Raw genomic sequence first — 18,475 nt, forward strand, 5'->3', positions numbered from 1 at the left:
CAAAAATCAAAAAAATAAAATATTTTCTTAAAGGAAACAATAATTTAAAGTCTAAGTAAAACAAACAACGAGCCAAACAACAAATTTTATATAGTATTGACAATAAGAAATTTAAATGAAAAATAACTATTTAACACTTAAAGGCGATTATTTTTTTCGGAACCAAAAATATCTAGTATTTTCTATCTAAACATTCTCAGACTTTTTACTAAATCTTTGCTCCTAGCAGCAAAAAAAGCAAATAAAATTGCGAGAGCTATTTAGGAAATCAATATTAAAAGAAAAGATAATTCTTCTTTGTAAATCATTTAAAATTACAATTGGGCTCTTATTTTTTAATTATAAATACATTGCCCAATAGTAGACTAAAAAAAATCATCTATTCATTTTACAACTTATTGCATCGAAACAATAATAAATTCGCTTCGCCTATTGGCCTGATGTTCCTCTTCGGTACATTTTACTCCATCAGCGCATTGATTTATTAATTGAGATTCACCATAACCTTTGCCTATTAATCGACTCGAATTAATGCCATTTTCTATTAACCAATCCACAGTAGTTTTTGCTCTCTTGTCTGATAATTTTTCGTTGTATTTTGCACTTTGACGACTGTCCGTATGGGAACGCACTTCTATTTTAAGTTCTGGATACTGTTCCATTACCACTACAACTTTAGCCAACTCATAACTAGCATCCTTACGAATAAATGCTTTATCCAAATCAAAGTAAATCATTGGAATATTTAATGTTTTAGCCAAATCAGTCCCGACTGTTATTGGCTTAATACGTCGTTCTAACACAATTGGAAAATCTTTATTTCCACTAAAAAATTTAGTTCTAACAGCTTCTTCTTTAGTTTGATATTCTTCTTTTTCGCCTCTTATGTAATATGTTTTTCCACAATTAACAGAAAAATTATAACGCCCACTTGTATCAGTTTGTGTCACTTGAAGCAGTTTAAAATTACTATCAAACAAACTCATCTTAGCTCCTATTAGAATCTGACGGAAATCCAAATCGGTTACAAGTCCTGATAATGATTGATCACAAGTCAACTTTTTATCTTCAACAAACCGATAAATATCATCAAATCCTTTTCCTCCTTCTCTATTAGATGAGAAAAATCCATTTCGGTTTTTACTATTTATTATAAAAGCAAAATCATCTTGTTTACTGTTAATTGGCTCTCCAACATTTTGTATACCATAATAACTATTATCAGCTTCAATTTTTGCTACAAAAACATCCAAACCTCCTAAACCTGGTCTACCGTCACTAGCAAAATATAATTCATTATCACTGGAAATAAAAGGAAAGGTTTCTCTTCCTTCAGTATTAACTTCGGGACCTAAATTCTCTGGAGCCCCATAAGTTCCATCAGCGTTTATCATAACTTTAAACAAATCCGATTGCCCATAAGTCCCAGGCATATCCGAGGCAAAATACAACGTTTTTTCATCAATACTCAAAGCAGGATGTGCAACACTGTAATTATTACTATTAAATGGTAATTCTACAACATCACTCCATTGTCCGTCACTATTTAATATCACCTTGTAAAGTTTTAGCAGCGTATTTTTATCAGTATCTCTTCCTCTTTTTCCTTCTAAAAAATTGTTTCTGGTAAAATACATTGTTTTACCATCTTGAGTGAAAACTGGAGTAGATTCGTTGAATTTTGAATTAATTTTACGCTCAAAACGTTGAGGCTTTCCCATTCCTCCGTCGGGTATAATTTCTGCCCAATATAAATTTGTAAAAGATTTATTAGTCCATTTAAAAATTTTTTTAGAAACCCCTCCAGTATCTCTAGCTGAAGCAAATACTAATTTTGTTCCTAAAAAGGAACTGCCATAATCCGAAAACTCTGAATTAACTTCAGCATCTACTACTTGAAAACGGCCTGAATTAGCTTTAATTTCATCAAGATAATTTCGATTCTCTTTGAATAGCTCACCTCTTTTATCATTTTGTATTTTCTGAACGAACTGCTCTAGCATTTGATCTGCTTTAGTATAATCGCCAGAGGATTTTAAAGCTTGAGAGTACCTATAAAAATATTCGGCTTCCTGGTTTGGATAAACATTAAAAAGTTGATCATACCATTTTAAAGCCTGAGGTAATTCTGCTTTAAAATAATATGCATTCCCCAATTTCTGAAACATTTTTTCATCCTGATATCCTTTTTCTGCAACTTTTTCATAATTATCAATGGCATCTACATAAGCAAAACGGTCATACTTCTTTTCAGCTTTTGCTAAAGTTGTTTTTTGAGCGAATCCTTGAATAAAAAAAAGACTTAAAAAAAGGCTATAAACTATATTTTTAATTTTCATAAGCATCAATTTTAGAAGAATCTCGGAGAAATAATTTTGTCATAAGTATTAAATAATTCAAATCTCAAAAAAATCTCATGTGAACCTGAATTGTAATGCGCCAATTCGGTTGTGTCAAAATCATAACTATATCCTATAAACCAAGAATCAGTGGCTTGAAATCCTACCATAGCACTCATAGCAGCACTCCATCTATAAGCAAGACCTCCTACAAATTTTTCATTTATCATAAAATTAGCCGAAATATCAACTTGTAAAGGAGCTCCTTGTACATATTTGGTAATTAATGAAGGTTTCAGTTTCAAACTTGGACTCAAATCAAATACATAACCGGCTATCAAATAATAATTAATCTTTTCGGTTGCAATATGACTAGTAGCACTTGAAGAGGCAGATTTATCAAAATGCTTTGTTTCTAGTAGATTTGGAGCTGATATTCCTATATAACTATTATCTGAATGCAGATAAAATCCGACTCCTATATTAGGTGAAAACTTATTATCAATATTATCTTCAAAAATTGGATTGTCATGATAATAATCTAATTTTGTAAAATCCACATTCAACAAATTCGCACTGGCTTTTAATCCAAAAGACATTTTATATTTTTCAGATGCAGGTATCGTGTAAGAAAAATCAATTGCAATGTTATTTTCATCCGAAGGACCTATTTGATCATTTACAAATGACAATCCTAAACCCACTTTACTATCGTTAAAAGGCGTATTAATAGAAACAGAATTTGTTACAGGCGCACCATCCAATCCAACCCATTGTGTACGATGCAAAGCAAATACACTCATAGCTTGCCTAGAACCAGCATAAGCCGGATTCACTACTATCGTATTATACATATATTGAGTATACTGAGCATCTTGCTGAGCATAACCAGTACTTGTAAATAACATTATTACCAACCCAATTATCTTTATCTTCATGTGTAATTTTTTATTTATAATAGCTTGGAACAAATTCTATCTTCTATTCAAATACAAGTATCCTGATTTTTCAATACTTTCAGATTTATTGTTTTTGTATTTTAAAATATAAAAATATGTACCAACTGGTAGCTCTTGTGATTTTTCGAAAGTTACTCGTCCCTCTGAAATACCTCTAAACACCTTATTGACATTATCATAATGATCACACTCAAACACCAATACACCCCAACGATTAAAAATTTCTACTGAATTATCAGGATAACATTCTAATCCTTGAATAAACAATTTATCATTTTCACCACTTCCATCTGGTGAAACCGCATTGAATACTTTTATTACGCATTCTGAAATAGGTGATACTGATGGACTGTCTTCTACTACAATTGTTGCAACCGATTTACCATTTACTATTATTTCACTTGGACTAGTACCATATACAGTAGCTTGATTTGATATTGATCCTAAATTAATATCTGATTTTTTTATAAAATATTGTCCTATAAAAGTGGTACTATTTTTTTCGCCTACATCAAGTATCAATGGATTACCTGTCATTACAACATCAGGCATCGGATCTATAATATTCACATTCATTAATGGTACATTTCCAGTATTAGTAACTTCAAAACGATACGTAATCGTTTCTCCTTCTTGCCCATAACCATCACCGTTTTCGTCATTAAAATGAGCTGTTTTTACTAAGGTAATACTTGGTCTTTCTACAAATACAATTACCGTAGCTGTACTACAATTATTTGGATTTGCTTTTTCACAAATACTATAAGATAAAGTATAGTTCCCTCCAGGAATGTTAGTTAAGGCATTCAATAATCCATCATTACCCATCGTGAAATTTACATTTGGAGTAAAACTCACTACTACATCGGAAAGATTTATTGGTAATCCATTAAACGTATCATTAGCTAATACGTTAAAGATACCGTTAGTAGCTTTATTTCCGTCAACAGTACCTGCATCGTCATTAGTAGCTACTATATCACCATACAGTTTACAACTAATTCCAAAATCTAATTCCAAATGAACTTGTTCCGTTGCCGAAAATTGAGCATTCAAAATATTATTAGTGGTTAGCCCACAATCAACATAACTTTTAGATTTTTTTGTACTTCCTTGTTTAGTTGTTGGACTTGGCAACACTTTTACTAGTCCAGAAGCAGACATTGTTTCTGAAGCTACTTCTAAATTTGCCTCTTTTATGAACTCAACTTTATAATCACCAAATGCGTCTTTAGGAGCTCTTGTTCTCCAATATCCTTCTACCCCCATCGTAACACTTCTAGAAAATCCATTAGGACCTGTTACAAATATGTTAGGCACATCAGTGGTTCCATTGCCAAAACCTGCTGCATTTAATTCTCCGGCATTTTGCTTTCCTTCATAACTACCATCACCATTAAAATCAATCCATTCCCATTTACTAAAGTCTACAACTCCATTTGCATCTGGTACATTTTGCGTCACAAGACTATCATTATTGGCATCATACCATTCATCTTGTACCCCATTATTATTTAAATCATACCAAACAAAATCACCTAATATCAATAAATCTGTTTTATCATATCCAAAATTATATTTTTGATAATTACAATTATCTACTTTTATTATCAAGAAACTTGACGTTGTATTGTACAAATCTTGAGCTGTATTCAAATTAGCATCTTGAACTTGTAATACATAATCACCAGGTATCATTCCTGTAAATGAATAAGAACCATCTGCTTTAGAAAGACGCAATAAAATAGGGCCTGTAGTACTGTTTATTGGCTTCAAAGTAACAGGAACATTTGCTAATGGTGTGTTAGTACCCTCATTTATAATTACTCCCGAAATTCCAGGTTGTGTACCACTTACTTCCCAAAGACAGGTGGCTGTATTGAAAGTTGCTGTCTCATAACAAGCTACCGCTGGAGCTGTTGGTTGTGTACCGCTTACTTCCCAAAGACAGGTGGCTGTATTGAAAGTCGCTGTCTCATAACAAGCTACCGCTGGAGCTGTTGGTTGTGTACCACTTACTTCCCAAAAACAGGTGGCCGTATTAAAAGTCGCTGTCTCGTAACAAGCTACCGCTGGAGCTGCTGGTTGTGTACCGCTTACTTCCCAAAGACAGGTGGCCGTATTAAAAGTCGCTGTCTCGTAACAAGCTAGCGCTGGAGCTGCTGGCTGCGTACCACTTACTTCCCAAAGACAGGTGGCCGTATTGAAAGTTGCTGTCTCATAACAAGCTACCGCTGGAGCTGTTGGTTGTGTACCACTTACTTCCCATAGACAGGTTGTCGTATTAAAAGTCGCTGTTTCGTAACAAGCTACCGCTGGAGCTGCTGGCTGCGTACCGCTTACTTCCCATAGACAGGTTGCTGTATTAAAAGTCGCTGTCTCATAACAAGCTACCGCTGGAGCTGTTGGTTGTGTACCACTTACTTCCCATAGACAGGTGGCCGTATTGAAAGTTGCTGTTTCGTAACAAGCTAGCGCTGGAGCTGCTGGTTGCGTACCACTTACTTCCCATAGACAGGTTGCTGTATTAAAAGTCGCTGTCTCATAACAAGCTACCGCTGGAGCTGTTGGTTGTGTACCACTTACTTCCCATAGACAGGTGGTCGTATTAAAAGTCGCTGTTTCGTAACAAGCTACTGCTGGAGCTGTGGGTTGTGTACCACTTACTTCCCAAAGACAGGTGGTCGTATTGAAAGTTGCTGTTTCATAACAAGCTACCGCTGGAGCTGTTGGTTGTGTACCACTTACTTCCCATAGACAGGTTGTCGTATTAAAAGTCGCTGTCTCATAACAAGCTACCGCTGGAGCTGCTGGTTGTGTACCGCTTACTTCCCATAGACAGGTTGCCGTATTGAAAGTCGCTGTTTCGTAACAAGCTACCGCTGGAGCTGTTGGTTGCGTACCGCTTACTTCCCATAGACAGGTGGCCGTATTGAAAGTTGCTGTTTCGTAACAAGCTACCGCTGGAGCTGTTGGTTGTGTACCACTTACTTCCCATAGACAGGTGGTCGTATTAAAAGTCGCTGTTTCGTAACAAGCTACCGCTGGAGCTGCTGGTTGTGTACCACTTACTTCCCATAGACAGGTGGCCGTATTAAAAGTCGCTGTTTCGTAACAAGCTACCGCTGGAGCTGCTGGTTGTGTACCACTTACTTCCCATAGACAGGTGGCCGTATTGAAAGTTGCTGTTTCGTAACAAGCTACCGCTGGAGCTGTTGGTTGCGTACCGCTTACTTCCCAAAGACAGGTGGTCGTATTAAAAGTCGCTGTTTCGTAACAAGCTACCGCTGGAGCTGCTGGTTGTGTACCGCTTACTTCCCAAAGACAGGTGGCCGTATTAAAAGTCGCTGTTTCGTAACAAGCTACCGCTGGAGCTGCTGGTTGTGTACCACTTACTTCCCATAGACAGGTGGCCGTATTGAAAGTTGCTGTTTCGTAACAAGCTACCGCTGGAGCTGTTGGTTGCGTACCGCTTACTTCCCAAAGACAGGTTGTCGTATTGAAAGTTGCTGTTTCGTAACAAGCTACCGCTGGAGCTGTTGGTTGTGTACCACTTACTTCCCATAGACAGGTGGCCGTATTAAAAGTGGCTGTTTCGTAACAAGCTACCGCTGGAGCTGTTGGTTGTGTACCGCTTACTTCCCATAGACAGGTTGCCGTATTAAAAGTCGCTGTTTCGTAACAAGCTACCGCTGGAGCTGCTGGTTGTGTACCACTTACTTCCCATAGACAGGTTGTCGTATTAAAAGTCGCTGTTTCATAACAAGCTACCGCTGGTTTTACTGGTTGCGTACCGCTTACTTCCCATAGACAGGTGGCCGTATTGAAAGTCGCTGTTTCGTAACAAGCTACCGCTGGAGCTGTTGGTTGTGTACCGCTTACTTCCCATAGACAGGTTGCCGTATTAAAAGTCGCTGTTTCGTAACAAGCTACCGCTGGAGCTGCTGGTTGTGTACCACTTACTTCCCATAGACAGGTTGTCGTATTAAAAGTCGCTGTTTCATAACAAGCTACCGCTGGAGCTGTTGGTTGTGTACCGCTTACTTCCCATAGACAGGTTGTCGTATTAAAAGTCGCTGTCTCATAACAAGCTACCGCTGGAGCTGCTGGTTGTGTACCGCTTACTTCCCATAGACAGGTGGCCGTATTAAAAGTAGCTGTTTCGTAACAAGCTACCGCTGGAGCTGTTGGTTGCGTACCGCTTACTTCCCATAGACAGGTGGCCGTATTGAAAGTCGCTGTTTCATAACAAGCTACCGCTGGAGCTGTTGGTTGTGTACCACTTACTTCCCATAGACAGGTGGCCGTATTGAAAGTCGCTGTTTCGTAACAAGCTACCGCTGGAGCTGTTGGTTGTGTACCACTTACTTCCCATAGACAGGTGGCCGTATTGAAAGTCGCTGTTTCGTAACAAGCTACCGCTGGAGCTGCTGGTTGCGTACCGCTTACTTCCCATAGACAGGTGGCCGTATTAAAAGTCGCTGTTTCGTAACAAGCTACCGCTGGAGCTGTTGGTTGTGTACCACTTACTTCCCAAAGACAGGTTGTCGTATTAAAAGTCGCTGTTTCGTAACAAGCTACCGCTGGAGCTGCTGGTTGTGTACCGCTTACTTCCCATAGACAGGTGGCCGTATTAAAAGTCGCTGTTTCGTAACAAGCTACCGCTGGAGCTGCTGGTTGCGTACCACTTACTTCCCATAGACAGGTGGCCGTATTAAAAGTCGCTGTTTCATAACAAGCTACCGCTGGAGCTGCTGGTTGTGTACCACTTACTTCCCATAGACAGGTTGTCGTATTGAAAGTAGCTGTCTCATAACAAGCTACCGCTGGAGCTGTTGGTTGTGTACCGCTTACTTCCCATAGACAGGTGGCCGTATTGAAAGTCGCTGTTTCGTAACAAGCTACCGCTGGAGCTGTTGGTTGTGTACCACTTACTTCCCATAGACAGGTGGCCGTATTGAAAGTCGCTGTTTCGTAACAAGCTACCGCTGGAGCTGCTGGTTGCGTACCGCTTACTTCCCATAGACAGGTGGCCGTATTAAAAGTCGCTGTTTCGTAACAAGCTACCGCTGGAGCTGTTGGTTGTGTACCACTTACTTCCCAAAGACAGGTTGTCGTATTAAAAGTCGCTGTTTCGTAACAAGCTACCGCTGGAGCTGCTGGTTGTGTACCGCTTACTTCCCATAGACAGGTGGCCGTATTAAAAGTCGCTGTTTCGTAACAAGCTACCGCTGGAGCTGCTGGTTGCGTACCACTTACTTCCCATAGACAGGTGGCCGTATTAAAAGTCGCTGTTTCATAACAAGCTACCGCTGGAGCTGTTGGTTGTGTACCACTTACTTCCCATAGACAGGTGGCCGTATTGAAAGTAGCTGTCTCATAACAAGCTACCGCTGGAGCTGTTGGTTGTGTACCGCTTACTTCCCATAGACAGGTGGCCGTATTGAAAGTTGCTGTTTCGTAACAAGCTACCGCTGGAGCTGTTGGTTGTGTACCACTTACTTCCCAAAAACAGGTGGCCGTATTAAAAGTCGCTGTTTCGTAACAAGCTACCGCTGGAGCTGTTGGTTGTATACCGCTTACTTCCCAAAGACAGGTGGCCGTATTAAAAGTCGCTGTTTCGTAACAAGCTACCGCTGGAGCTGTTGGTTGTGTACCGCTTACTTCCCAAAGACAGGTGGCCGTATTAAAAGTCGCTGTCTCGTAACAAGCTACCGCTGGTTTTACTGGCTGCGTACCACTTACTTCCCAAAGACAGGTGGCCGTATTAAAAGTCGCTGTCTCGTAACAAGCTACCGCTGGTTTTACTGGCTGCGTACCACTTACTTCCCAAAGACAGGTGGCCGTATTGAAAGTTGCTGTCTCATAACAAGCTACCGCTGGAGCTGTTGGTTGTGTACCACTTACTTCCCAAAGACAGGTGGCCGTATTGAAAGTTGCTGTCTCATAACAAGCTACCGCTGGAGCTGTTGGTTGTGTACCGCTTACTTCCCAAAGACAGGTGGCCGTATTAAAAGTCGCTGTCTCGTAACAAGCTACCGCTGGAGCTGCTGGCTGCGTACCACTTACTTCCCAAAGACAGGTGGCCGTATTGAAAGTTGCTGTCTCATAACAAGCTACCGCTGGAGCTGCTGGTTGTGTACCGCTTACTTCCCATAGACAGGTGGCCGTATTAAAAGTAGCTGTTTCGTAACAAGCTACCGCTGGAGCTGTTGGTTGTGTACCGCTTACTTCCCAAAGACAGGTGGCCGTATTAAAAGTTGCTGTTTCGTAACAAGCTACCGCTGGAGCTGTTGGTTGCGTACCGCTTACTTCCCAAAGACAGGTTGCTGTATTGAAAGTTGCTGTTTCGTAACAAGCTACCGCTGGAGCTGCTGGCTGTGTACCGCTTACTTCCCATAGACAGGTGGCCGTATTGAAAGTTGCTGTCTCATAACAAGCTACCGCTGGAGCTGCTGGCTGCGTACCACTTACTTCCCAAAGACAGGTGGCCGTATTAAAAGTCGCTGTCTCATAACAAGCTACCGCTGGAGCTGCTGGCTGCGTACCACTTACTTCCCAAAGACAGGTGGCCGTATTGAAAGTTGCTGTCTCATAACAAGCTACCGCTGGAGCTGCTGGCTGCGTACCACTTACTTCCCAAAGACAGGTGGCCGTATTGAAAGTTGCTGTCTCATAACAAGCTACCGCTGGAGCTGCTGGCTGCGTACCGCTTACTTCCCAAAGACAGGTGGCCGTATTGAAAGTTGCTGTCTCATAACAAGCTACCGCTGGAGCTGCTGGTTGTGTACCACTTACTTCCCAAAGACAGGTGGCCGTATTAAAAGTAGCTGTCTCATAACAAGCTACCGCTGGAGCTGCTGGTTGTGTACCACTTACTTCCCATAGACAGGTGGCCGTATTAAAAGTAGCTGTTTCGTAACAAGCTACCGCTGGAGCTGTTGGTTGTGTACCGCTTACTTCCCATAGACAGGTGGCCGTATTAAAAGTCGCTGTCTCGTAACAAGCTACCGCTGGTTTTACTGGCTGCGTACCACTTACTTCCCAAAGACAGGTGGCCGTATTGAAAGTTGCTGTTTCGTAACAAGCTACCGCTGGAGCTGTTGGTTGCGTACCGCTTACTTCCCATAGACAGGTTGCTGTATTAAAAGTCGCTGTCTCATAACAAGCTACCGCTGGAGCTGCTGGCTGTGTACCGCTTACTTCCCATAGACAGGTTGCTGTATTAAAAGTCGCTGTCTCATAACAAGCTACCGCTGGAGCTGCTGGCTGTGTACCGCTTACTTCCCATAGACAGGTTGCTGTATTAAAAGTCGCTGTCTCATAACAAGCTACCGCTGGAGCTGTTGGTTGTGTACCGCTTACTTCCCAAAGACAGGTGGCCGTATTAAAAGTCGCTGTCTCGTAACAAGCTACCGCTGGTTTTACTGGCTGCGTACCACTTACTTCCCAAAGACAGGTGGCCGTATTGAAAGTTGCTGTCTCATAACAAGCTACCGCTGGTTTTACTGGCTGCGTACCACTTACTTCCCAAAGACAGGTGGCCGTATTGAAAGTTGCTGTCTCGTAACAAGCTACCGCTGGTTTTACTGGCTGCGTACCACTTACTTCCCAAAGACAGGTTGCCGTATTGAAAGTTGCTGTTTCGTAACAAGCTACCGCTGGAGCTGCTGGTTGAGTACCGCTTACTTCCCAAAGACAGGTTGCCGTATTGAAAGTTGCTGTTTCGTAACAAGCTACCGCTGGAGCTGTTGGTTGTGTACCACTTACTTCCCATAGACAGGTGGCCGTATTGAAAGTTGCTGTTTCGTAACAAGCTACCGCTGGAGCTGTTGGTTGTGTACCACTTACTTCCCATAGACAGGTTGCCGTATTGAAAGTCGCTGTTTCGTAACAAGCTACCGCTGGAGCTGCTGGTTGTGTACCGCTTACTTCCCATAGACAGGTGGCCGTATTGAAAGTTGCTGTCTCATAACAAGCTACCGCTGGAGCTGTTGGTTGTGTACCACTTACTTCCCATAGACAGGTGGCCGTATTGAAAGTCGCTGTCTCATAACAAGCTACTGCTGGAGCTGTTGGTTGTGTACCACTTACTTCCCATAGACAGGTTGTCGTATTGAAAGTCGCTGTCTCATAACAAGCTACTACTGGAGCTGTTGGTTGTGTACCACTTACTTCCCATAGACAGGTTGCCGTATTGAAAGTTGCTGTCTCATAACAAGCTACCGCTGGTTTTACTGGTTGCGTACCGCTTACTTCCCATAGACAGGTTGCCGTATTAAAAGTCGCTGTCTCATAACAAGCTACTGCTGGAGCTGTTGGTTGTGTACCACTTACTTCCCATAGACAGGTTGTCGTATTGAAAGTCGCTGTCTCATAACAAGCTACTGCTGGAGCTGTTGGTTGTGTACCACTTACTTCCCATAGACAGGTTGTCGTATTGAAAGTCGCTGTCTCATAACAAGCTACTGCTGGAGCTGCTGGTTGTGTACCACTTACTTCCCATAGACAGGTGGCCGTATTGAAAGTCGCTGTCTCATAACAAGCTACTGCTGGTTTTGTTGGTTGCGTGCCGCTTACTTCCCATAGACAGGTTGTCGTATTAAAAGTGGCTGTCTCATAACAAGCTAACGCTGGTTTTGCTGGTTGTGTACCGCTTACTTCCCATAGACAGGTTGCCGTATTAAAAGTCGCTGTCTCATAACAAGCTACTGCTGGTTTTGTTGGTTGTGTACCGCTTACTTCCCATAGACAGGTTGTCGTATTAAAAGTGGCTGTCTCATAACAAGCTAACGCTGGTTTTGCTGGTTGTGTACCGCTTACTTCCCATAGACAGGTTGCCGTATTAAAAGTCGCTGTCTCATAACAAGCTACCGCTGGTTTTACAGGTTGTGTACCACTTACTTCCCATAGACAGGTTGTCGTATTAAAAGTCGCTGTCTCATAACAAGCTACCGCTGTTTTTACAGGTTGTGTACCACTTACTTCCCATAGACAGGTGGCCGTATTGAAAGTCGCTGTCTCATAACAAGCTACCGCTGGTTTTACAGGTTGTGTACCACTTACTTCCCATAGACAGGTGGCCGTATTGAAAGTCGCTGTCTCATAACAAGCTACCGCTGGTTTTACTGGTTGCGTACCGCTTACTTCCCATAGACAGGTTGCCGTATTGAAAGTAGCTGTCTCATAACAAGCTACTGCTGGAGCTGTTGGTTGTGTACCACTTACTTCCCATAGACAGGTTGTCGTATTAAAAGTCGCTGTCTCATAACAAGCTACCGCTGGTTTTACTGGTTGTGTACCACTTACTTCCCATAGACAGGTTGTTGTATTGAAAGTCGCTGTCTCATAACAAGCTACCGCTGGAGCTGTTGGTTGCGTGCCGCTTACTTCCCATAGACAGGTGGCCGTATTAAAAGTGGCTGTCTCATAACAAGCTACTGTTGGTTTTACTGGTTGTGTACCACTTACTTCCCATAGACAGGTGGCCGTATTAAAAGTCGCTGTCTCATAACAAGCTACTGCTGGAGCTGTTGGTTGTGTACCGCTTACTTCCCATAGACAGGTGGCTGTATTGAAAGTTGCTGTCTCATAACAAGCTACTGCTGGAGCTGTTGGTTGTGTACCACTTACTTCCCAAAGACAGGTTGCCGTATTGAAAGTCGCTGTCTCATAACAAGCTACTGCTGGAGCTGTTGGTTGTGTACCACTTACTTCCCATAGACAGGTTGTCGTATTGAAAGTCGCTGTCTCATAACAAGCTACTGCTGGAGCTGCTGGTTGTGTACCACTTACTTCCCATAGACAGGTGGCCGTATTGAAAGTCGCTGTCTCATAACAAGCTACTGCTGGAGCTGTTGGTTGCGTGCCGCTTACTTCCCATAGACAGGTTGTCGTATTAAAAGTCGCTGTCTCATAACAAGCTAGAGTTGGTCTTACAGGTTGTGTACCGCTTACTTCCCAAAGACAGGTGGCCGTATTGAAAGTCGCTGTCTCATAACAAGCTACTGCTGGAGCTGTTGGTTGTGTACCGCTTACTTCCCATAGGCAGGTTGCCGTATTGAAAGTAGCTGTCTCATAACAAGCTACTGCTGGAGCTGTTGGTTGTGTACCACTTACTTCCCATAGACAGGTTGTCGTATTAAAAGTCGCTGTCTCATAACAAGCTACCGCTGGTTTTACTGGTTGTGTACCACTTACTTCCCATAGACAGGTTGTTGTATTGAAAGTCGCTGTCTCATAACAAGCTACCGCTGGAGCTGTTGGTTGCGTGCCGCTTACTTCCCATAGACAGGTGGCCGTATTAAAAGTTGCTGTCTCATAACAAGCTACTGTTGGTTTTACTGGTTGTGTACCACTTACTTCCCATAGACAGGTGGCCGTATTAAAAGTCGCTGTCTCATAACAAGCTACTGCTGGAGCTGTTGGTTGTGTACCGCTTACTTCCCATAGACAGGTGGCTGTATTGAAAGTTGCTGTCTCATAACAAGCTACTGCTGGAGCTGTTGGTTGTGTACCACTTACTTCCCAAAGACAGGTTGCCGTATTGAAAGTCGCTGTCTCATAACAAGCTACCGCTGGAGCTGTTGGTTGCGTACCGCTTACTTCCCATAGACAGGTTGTTGTATTGAAAGTCGCTGTCTCATAACAAGCTACCGCTGGAGCTGTTGGTTGCGTGCCGCTTACTTCCCATAGACAGGTGGCCGTATTAAAAGTTGCTGTCTCATAACAAGCTACTGTTGGTTTTACTGGTTGTGTACCACTTACTTCCCATAGACAGGTGGCCGTATTAAAAGTCGCTGTCTCATAACAAGCTACTGCTGGAGCTGTTGGTTGTGTACCGCTTACTTCCCATAGACAGGTGGCTGTATTGAAAGTTGCTGTCTCATAACAAGCTACTGCTGGAGCTGTTGGTTGTGTACCACTTACTTCCCAAAGACAGGTTGCCGTATTGAAAGTCGCTGTCTCATAACAAGCTACCGCTGGAGCTGTTGGTTGCGTACCGCTTACTTCCCATAGACAGGTTGTCGTATTAAAAGTAGCTGTCTCATAACAAGCTACCGCTGGAGCTGTTGGTTGCGTGCCGCTTACTTCCCATAGACAAGTGGCAGTATTAAAAGTAGCTGTCTCATAACAAGCTACCGCTGGTTTTACTGGTTGCGTACCGCTTACTTCCCATAGACAGGTTGTCGTATTGAAAGTTGCTGTCTCATAACAAGCTAACGCTGGTTTTACTGGTTGTGTACCACTTACTTCCCATAGACAGGTTGTCGTATTAAAAGTTGCTGTCTCATAACAAGCTACTGCTGGAGCTGTTGGTTTAGGAATTACCACAACAGCTTTTCCAATACTTGCAATACTTTGACAACCATTTGAATCTGTTATCTTGACACTATACGTGCCAAGAGTACTTACTATTATTGATGCTGTAGTCTCTCCTGTCGACCATAAATAACTGTTTCCAGAGCTAGACGTTAGAGATACGTTCCCTCCTGAACAGAAGGTCAAAGAACTTCCTGCTGTTATTGTCGGTTGAGTTGGTAAATTATTTACAGTTATAACACCTGTTGTTGTTGCAGGTGGACATCCTCCCGCGGTTGTTACAGTATAATTAAACGTTCCTGATTCAGTTGGAGTACCACTAATAGTTACTCTATCATTTGCCCATGAACCACTAACTCCCAATGGCAATCCAGAAAAATTGGCTCCTGTAGCTCCAGTGGTTACTAAAGTAATATCAGTTATTGCACTATTAATACAGGTTGTTCTATTTGTTCCAGCTGCTATAGTATTTAATGGATTTATAACAAAATCTATAGGTGTTCTGCAACCTGCTGTACTAGAACATTCAACATAATAAGTTGTAGTCCCAGGTGTATTGGTATTCGCTAAACCTGAACCTGCTGCACCTACAGGATTGAAAGAAGTACCTGAGCCTATTGCTGAACCACCTAAAGATACCGCATACCAGTTAAGAACTCCATTCAATGTATAAGTTACAGTAATTTGCATATAATCGACATCTAACTGTCTCTTTTGATTAGAGCCACTTGCTGCAGAAATTACAACTCCAAAATTAGAATTATTTATTTCTGCTGGTGTCCAAGTACTTCCCCATAAATTATTCGTTCCTCCATAAGTTTGAACACTAAAACTATTTGACCATGCTGTCGCACTTTTAAGATTACTTCCAACTATTGTTCCTGCCTTAACTAAGCGTACTTCATTATCAAACATATTAGAAGTTGATTGAACTTGTCTGTTGATATTTACAGTAATTCCATTTATTGTAGCTGCTGCAGGAATTGCAAACCCATAATTAGTACCTTGAAGATAATTACTTGTTTCATTTTTTGGAAGATCCATTGTAGCATAAGGTGTTCCTATTGCCCCAATATTACCAGGAGTAGACCATGCTTGCGTACCGACACCTGTTATATTCGCTCCATCTACAGGATTATTTGGCCCTGCCGAAACCACACTTGAAGAACATACTGTGGAAGAAGTTAGTGAACCTGTCCCTCCCTTACAAATAGTTACACCTGTAGCCGAAGGCAAAGTACTTGCTGGAATAGCATTAACAGTAAGGTTCTTAGCACCAGAAATACATCCAGTTGTTGTATTTGTAGTTGTAAGAATATAATCACCAACCGACAAGTTCGCAAATGTAGTAGTTGCTTGTGTTACTGCAGCAACTACTGGAGTTGTACCGGTCAAGGTATAAGTGACGTTAGCAGCAGGAGTAGGAGCTGTTATTACAATTGTCCCTTTTGGAGAAGCACATGTTGGTTGTGCAGTAACACTAGCGGTTGGGGTGGATGGATTTGTTGTTCCTAATACATTTACCGTTCCGCTACTTTTATTACAAGAAGTACCAATAGTAGAAATTACATAATACCCATTTCCAACACCAAGACCCGACCATGTGAGTCCTGACCCTGTACCAGTTTGTGTACTTTGTACCGCTATATTACTAGAATTATATAATTGATAACTGACACCACTTACAGATGTAGATGACGTAATTGTACCATTACCTCCAGGAGAATTACATATTGTACTACCTGTCAAAGAAAGTGCAATAGGTAATGCAGTAGGAATTGTTGCAACGCTTGCTGTATTATTAGAAATATTACTATCTGGTTGGCTAGCAGTTGGTATTGAAGCACTATTGGTGTAAACTCCACTTGCATTTACGCTCGCAACTATTTTTAAAGTAAAAACTTCTGCATTATCTATGTTTCCAATACTCCAAGTTCCATTAGTAGAATTATAGGACCCTGTCGAAGCTGTAGCACTTACGAAGGTATATCCAGTTGGTAATAAATCATTCACAGAAAGACCAGCTGCATTATTAGGTCCTAAATCTGTTACTTTAATTGTAAATTCAACATTAGATCCTACACACGGTGCAGAAACATCAACAGTTTTAATAACTTCAAGATCTGTACACAAAGTAACCGTAACTGGTTTTGATTGTGTCAATAAACCGCAAGCTAAGGTAGATGCAACTGAATAAGAACCTGTTTTTGTTGCAGAATAACTATTAGAAGTGGCACCCGAAATAGCAACTCCATTAAAATACCATTGATAGGGAGCAAATCCTAAGGGTGTAGTTAACGTAGCTGAGGCATTTGTACAACCTCCTCCAGGAATGTAACTTATGGTTGGATCATCTGGTTGCTGCGCAAAATTGGAGAAAAAGCCAGCCATTGAAAATCCACCTCCTTGTTGAACAATAGAAACGGTTAATTTGGCTACACTTGAAACAGAAATTATATCTGGACTACCTATTTGTGTATCATTAAAATTTATCAAATACCAACCTGTTGTTCCCAATTGATATCTCGTAGCTCCAGTAAGAGTCTCAATATTATTTCCATTTCCTACAGTTACGACTGCTGTAGCATCTTTCAAAAGAACATATCCAAAATAAGGTAAAGAAGTTCCTGTGTTATAGGCTCTAAATTTTTTAGTTTCTATGAAATTTGATCCTCCACAAGCAGAAACAGGAGCAATTACTGATATATCAACCTCACAGGACTGTGCTGTGCCAGAATATACTGCAACATTATTCGTTGCAAAAACTCTTGTAGCTGTAAATGAAGTATTGGGAATACCACTGGTAGAAGCATTTGTCGGATTGGAAACACCATTTTTAAATGTATAAAAATCCCCTGCATTTATAAGTGTTTTAGTAACTGTACCTAGTAGAACTCCAGTTATTGAATAAGTCTCAATAGTCAATATTGTATTAGCTTTTGTGGCAACTACAGTAGTTTGTTCCGCAGTGTCATTACCCTTTCCTCTTTCTATAAAATATTCAGCCCCTAAAACTGCTTCTGGTGGAACTTGATCAAAAACACCATCTCCACAACCATCTGGCATATCAATTCTTGCTGAAGTATTCATAACAGTACCGCTTGATGACTCAACTAAAGAACCAATTGCGGCTTGAAACAAATAACTCTGTCCTGCATTTAATGTAGTTAAAACTGTTCCATTCAATTTTATAGTGGTACCAGTAGCTATAGCCATTATGCTATAAATTGGAAACTGCTCACCAAATCCCCCAAAATTACCTAAACCTCCATCTCTATAATAACCAATTCTATAACGAACACCAATACCAGCATCACCAAAACTAGTCAACGATGCATTCCCTTTAATAGTTCCATCTGTATTGTCACCTCCAGTATAATCATCGGAGGCAACATTACGCAAGTTTACAGAGGTAGGACCATCTGAAGTAACAATCATCCCTGCCGAATTAATAATTGTATTTAAAGAATGTACGGGTAAAATATTAGCAACACCTAAAAACCTATAAACTGCAGGAGTCCCTTTAATTGCTGTTAAATTTGTAATTAAAGTTCCATCACTTTTTTTCAAAGCAATATTTACAGTTGTTGTTGAATTTGTCGCAATTATAATTTCGTTAGCCTTACTAAAATATTGCCAAGGAGCAGGAGCTATATAATGCGTAGTATAAAATTGAGAAAAAACAGCTTGGCTACTAAAAAGAAATAAGGCAATAAAAATCAATGACTTAATAAAATTAAGTCTTTTCAAAGTAAAGTTCCTCATAATTAATTCCGCATTAAGTTTTGTCAGATTGGGTAAGGCAAAACTAGATAATTACAAATAACTTGTTAATAATTTCCGTTTAACTACCTA

General features: G+C 41.1%; 3 protein-coding genes. All 3 read right to left on the bottom strand.

Annotated features, from left to right (window positions below):
- Window positions 1-395: 395 nt before the first annotated feature.
- The 3 genes from CLU82_RS06275 to CLU82_RS06285 are packed head-to-tail and all read right to left on the bottom strand — an operon-like array spanning window position 396 to window position 18,385.
- Window positions 396-2,339: an OmpA family protein gene (locus CLU82_RS06275; protein WP_100842279.1), complete on the bottom strand. Its 1,944-nt coding sequence runs from the start codon at window positions 2,337-2,339 to the stop codon at window positions 396-398.
- Between the two features lie 11 nt (window positions 2,340-2,350).
- Window positions 2,351-3,277 carry a type IX secretion system membrane protein PorP/SprF gene (locus CLU82_RS06280; protein ID WP_100842280.1) on the bottom strand — a complete coding sequence of 309 codons (927 nt, stop codon included), beginning with the start codon at window positions 3,275-3,277 and terminating at the stop codon, window positions 2,351-2,353.
- A 36-nt stretch (window positions 3,278-3,313) separates the two neighbouring features.
- Window positions 3,314-18,385: a gliding motility-associated C-terminal domain-containing protein gene (locus tag CLU82_RS06285; protein WP_100842281.1), complete on the bottom strand. Its 15,072-nt coding sequence runs from the start codon at window positions 18,383-18,385 to the stop codon at window positions 3,314-3,316.
- Window positions 18,386-18,475 lie beyond the last annotated feature (90 nt).

Source organism: Flavobacterium sp. 5 (assembly GCF_002813295.1).
In the GTDB taxonomy this organism is placed as follows: Bacteria; Bacteroidota; Bacteroidia; order Flavobacteriales; family Flavobacteriaceae; genus Flavobacterium.

Excerpts from the sequence above, each read along its gene's own strand:
- CLU82_RS06275 (WP_100842279.1), bottom strand. The coding sequence starts at position 2,339 with ATGAAAATTAAAAATATAGTTTATAGCCTTTTTTTAAGTCTTTTTTTT.
- CLU82_RS06280 (WP_100842280.1), bottom strand. The coding sequence starts at position 3,277 with ATGAAGATAAAGATAATTGGGTTGGTAATAATGTTATTTACAAGTACT.
- CLU82_RS06285 (WP_100842281.1), bottom strand. The coding sequence starts at position 18,385 with ATGAGGAACTTTACTTTGAAAAGACTTAATTTTATTAAGTCATTGATT.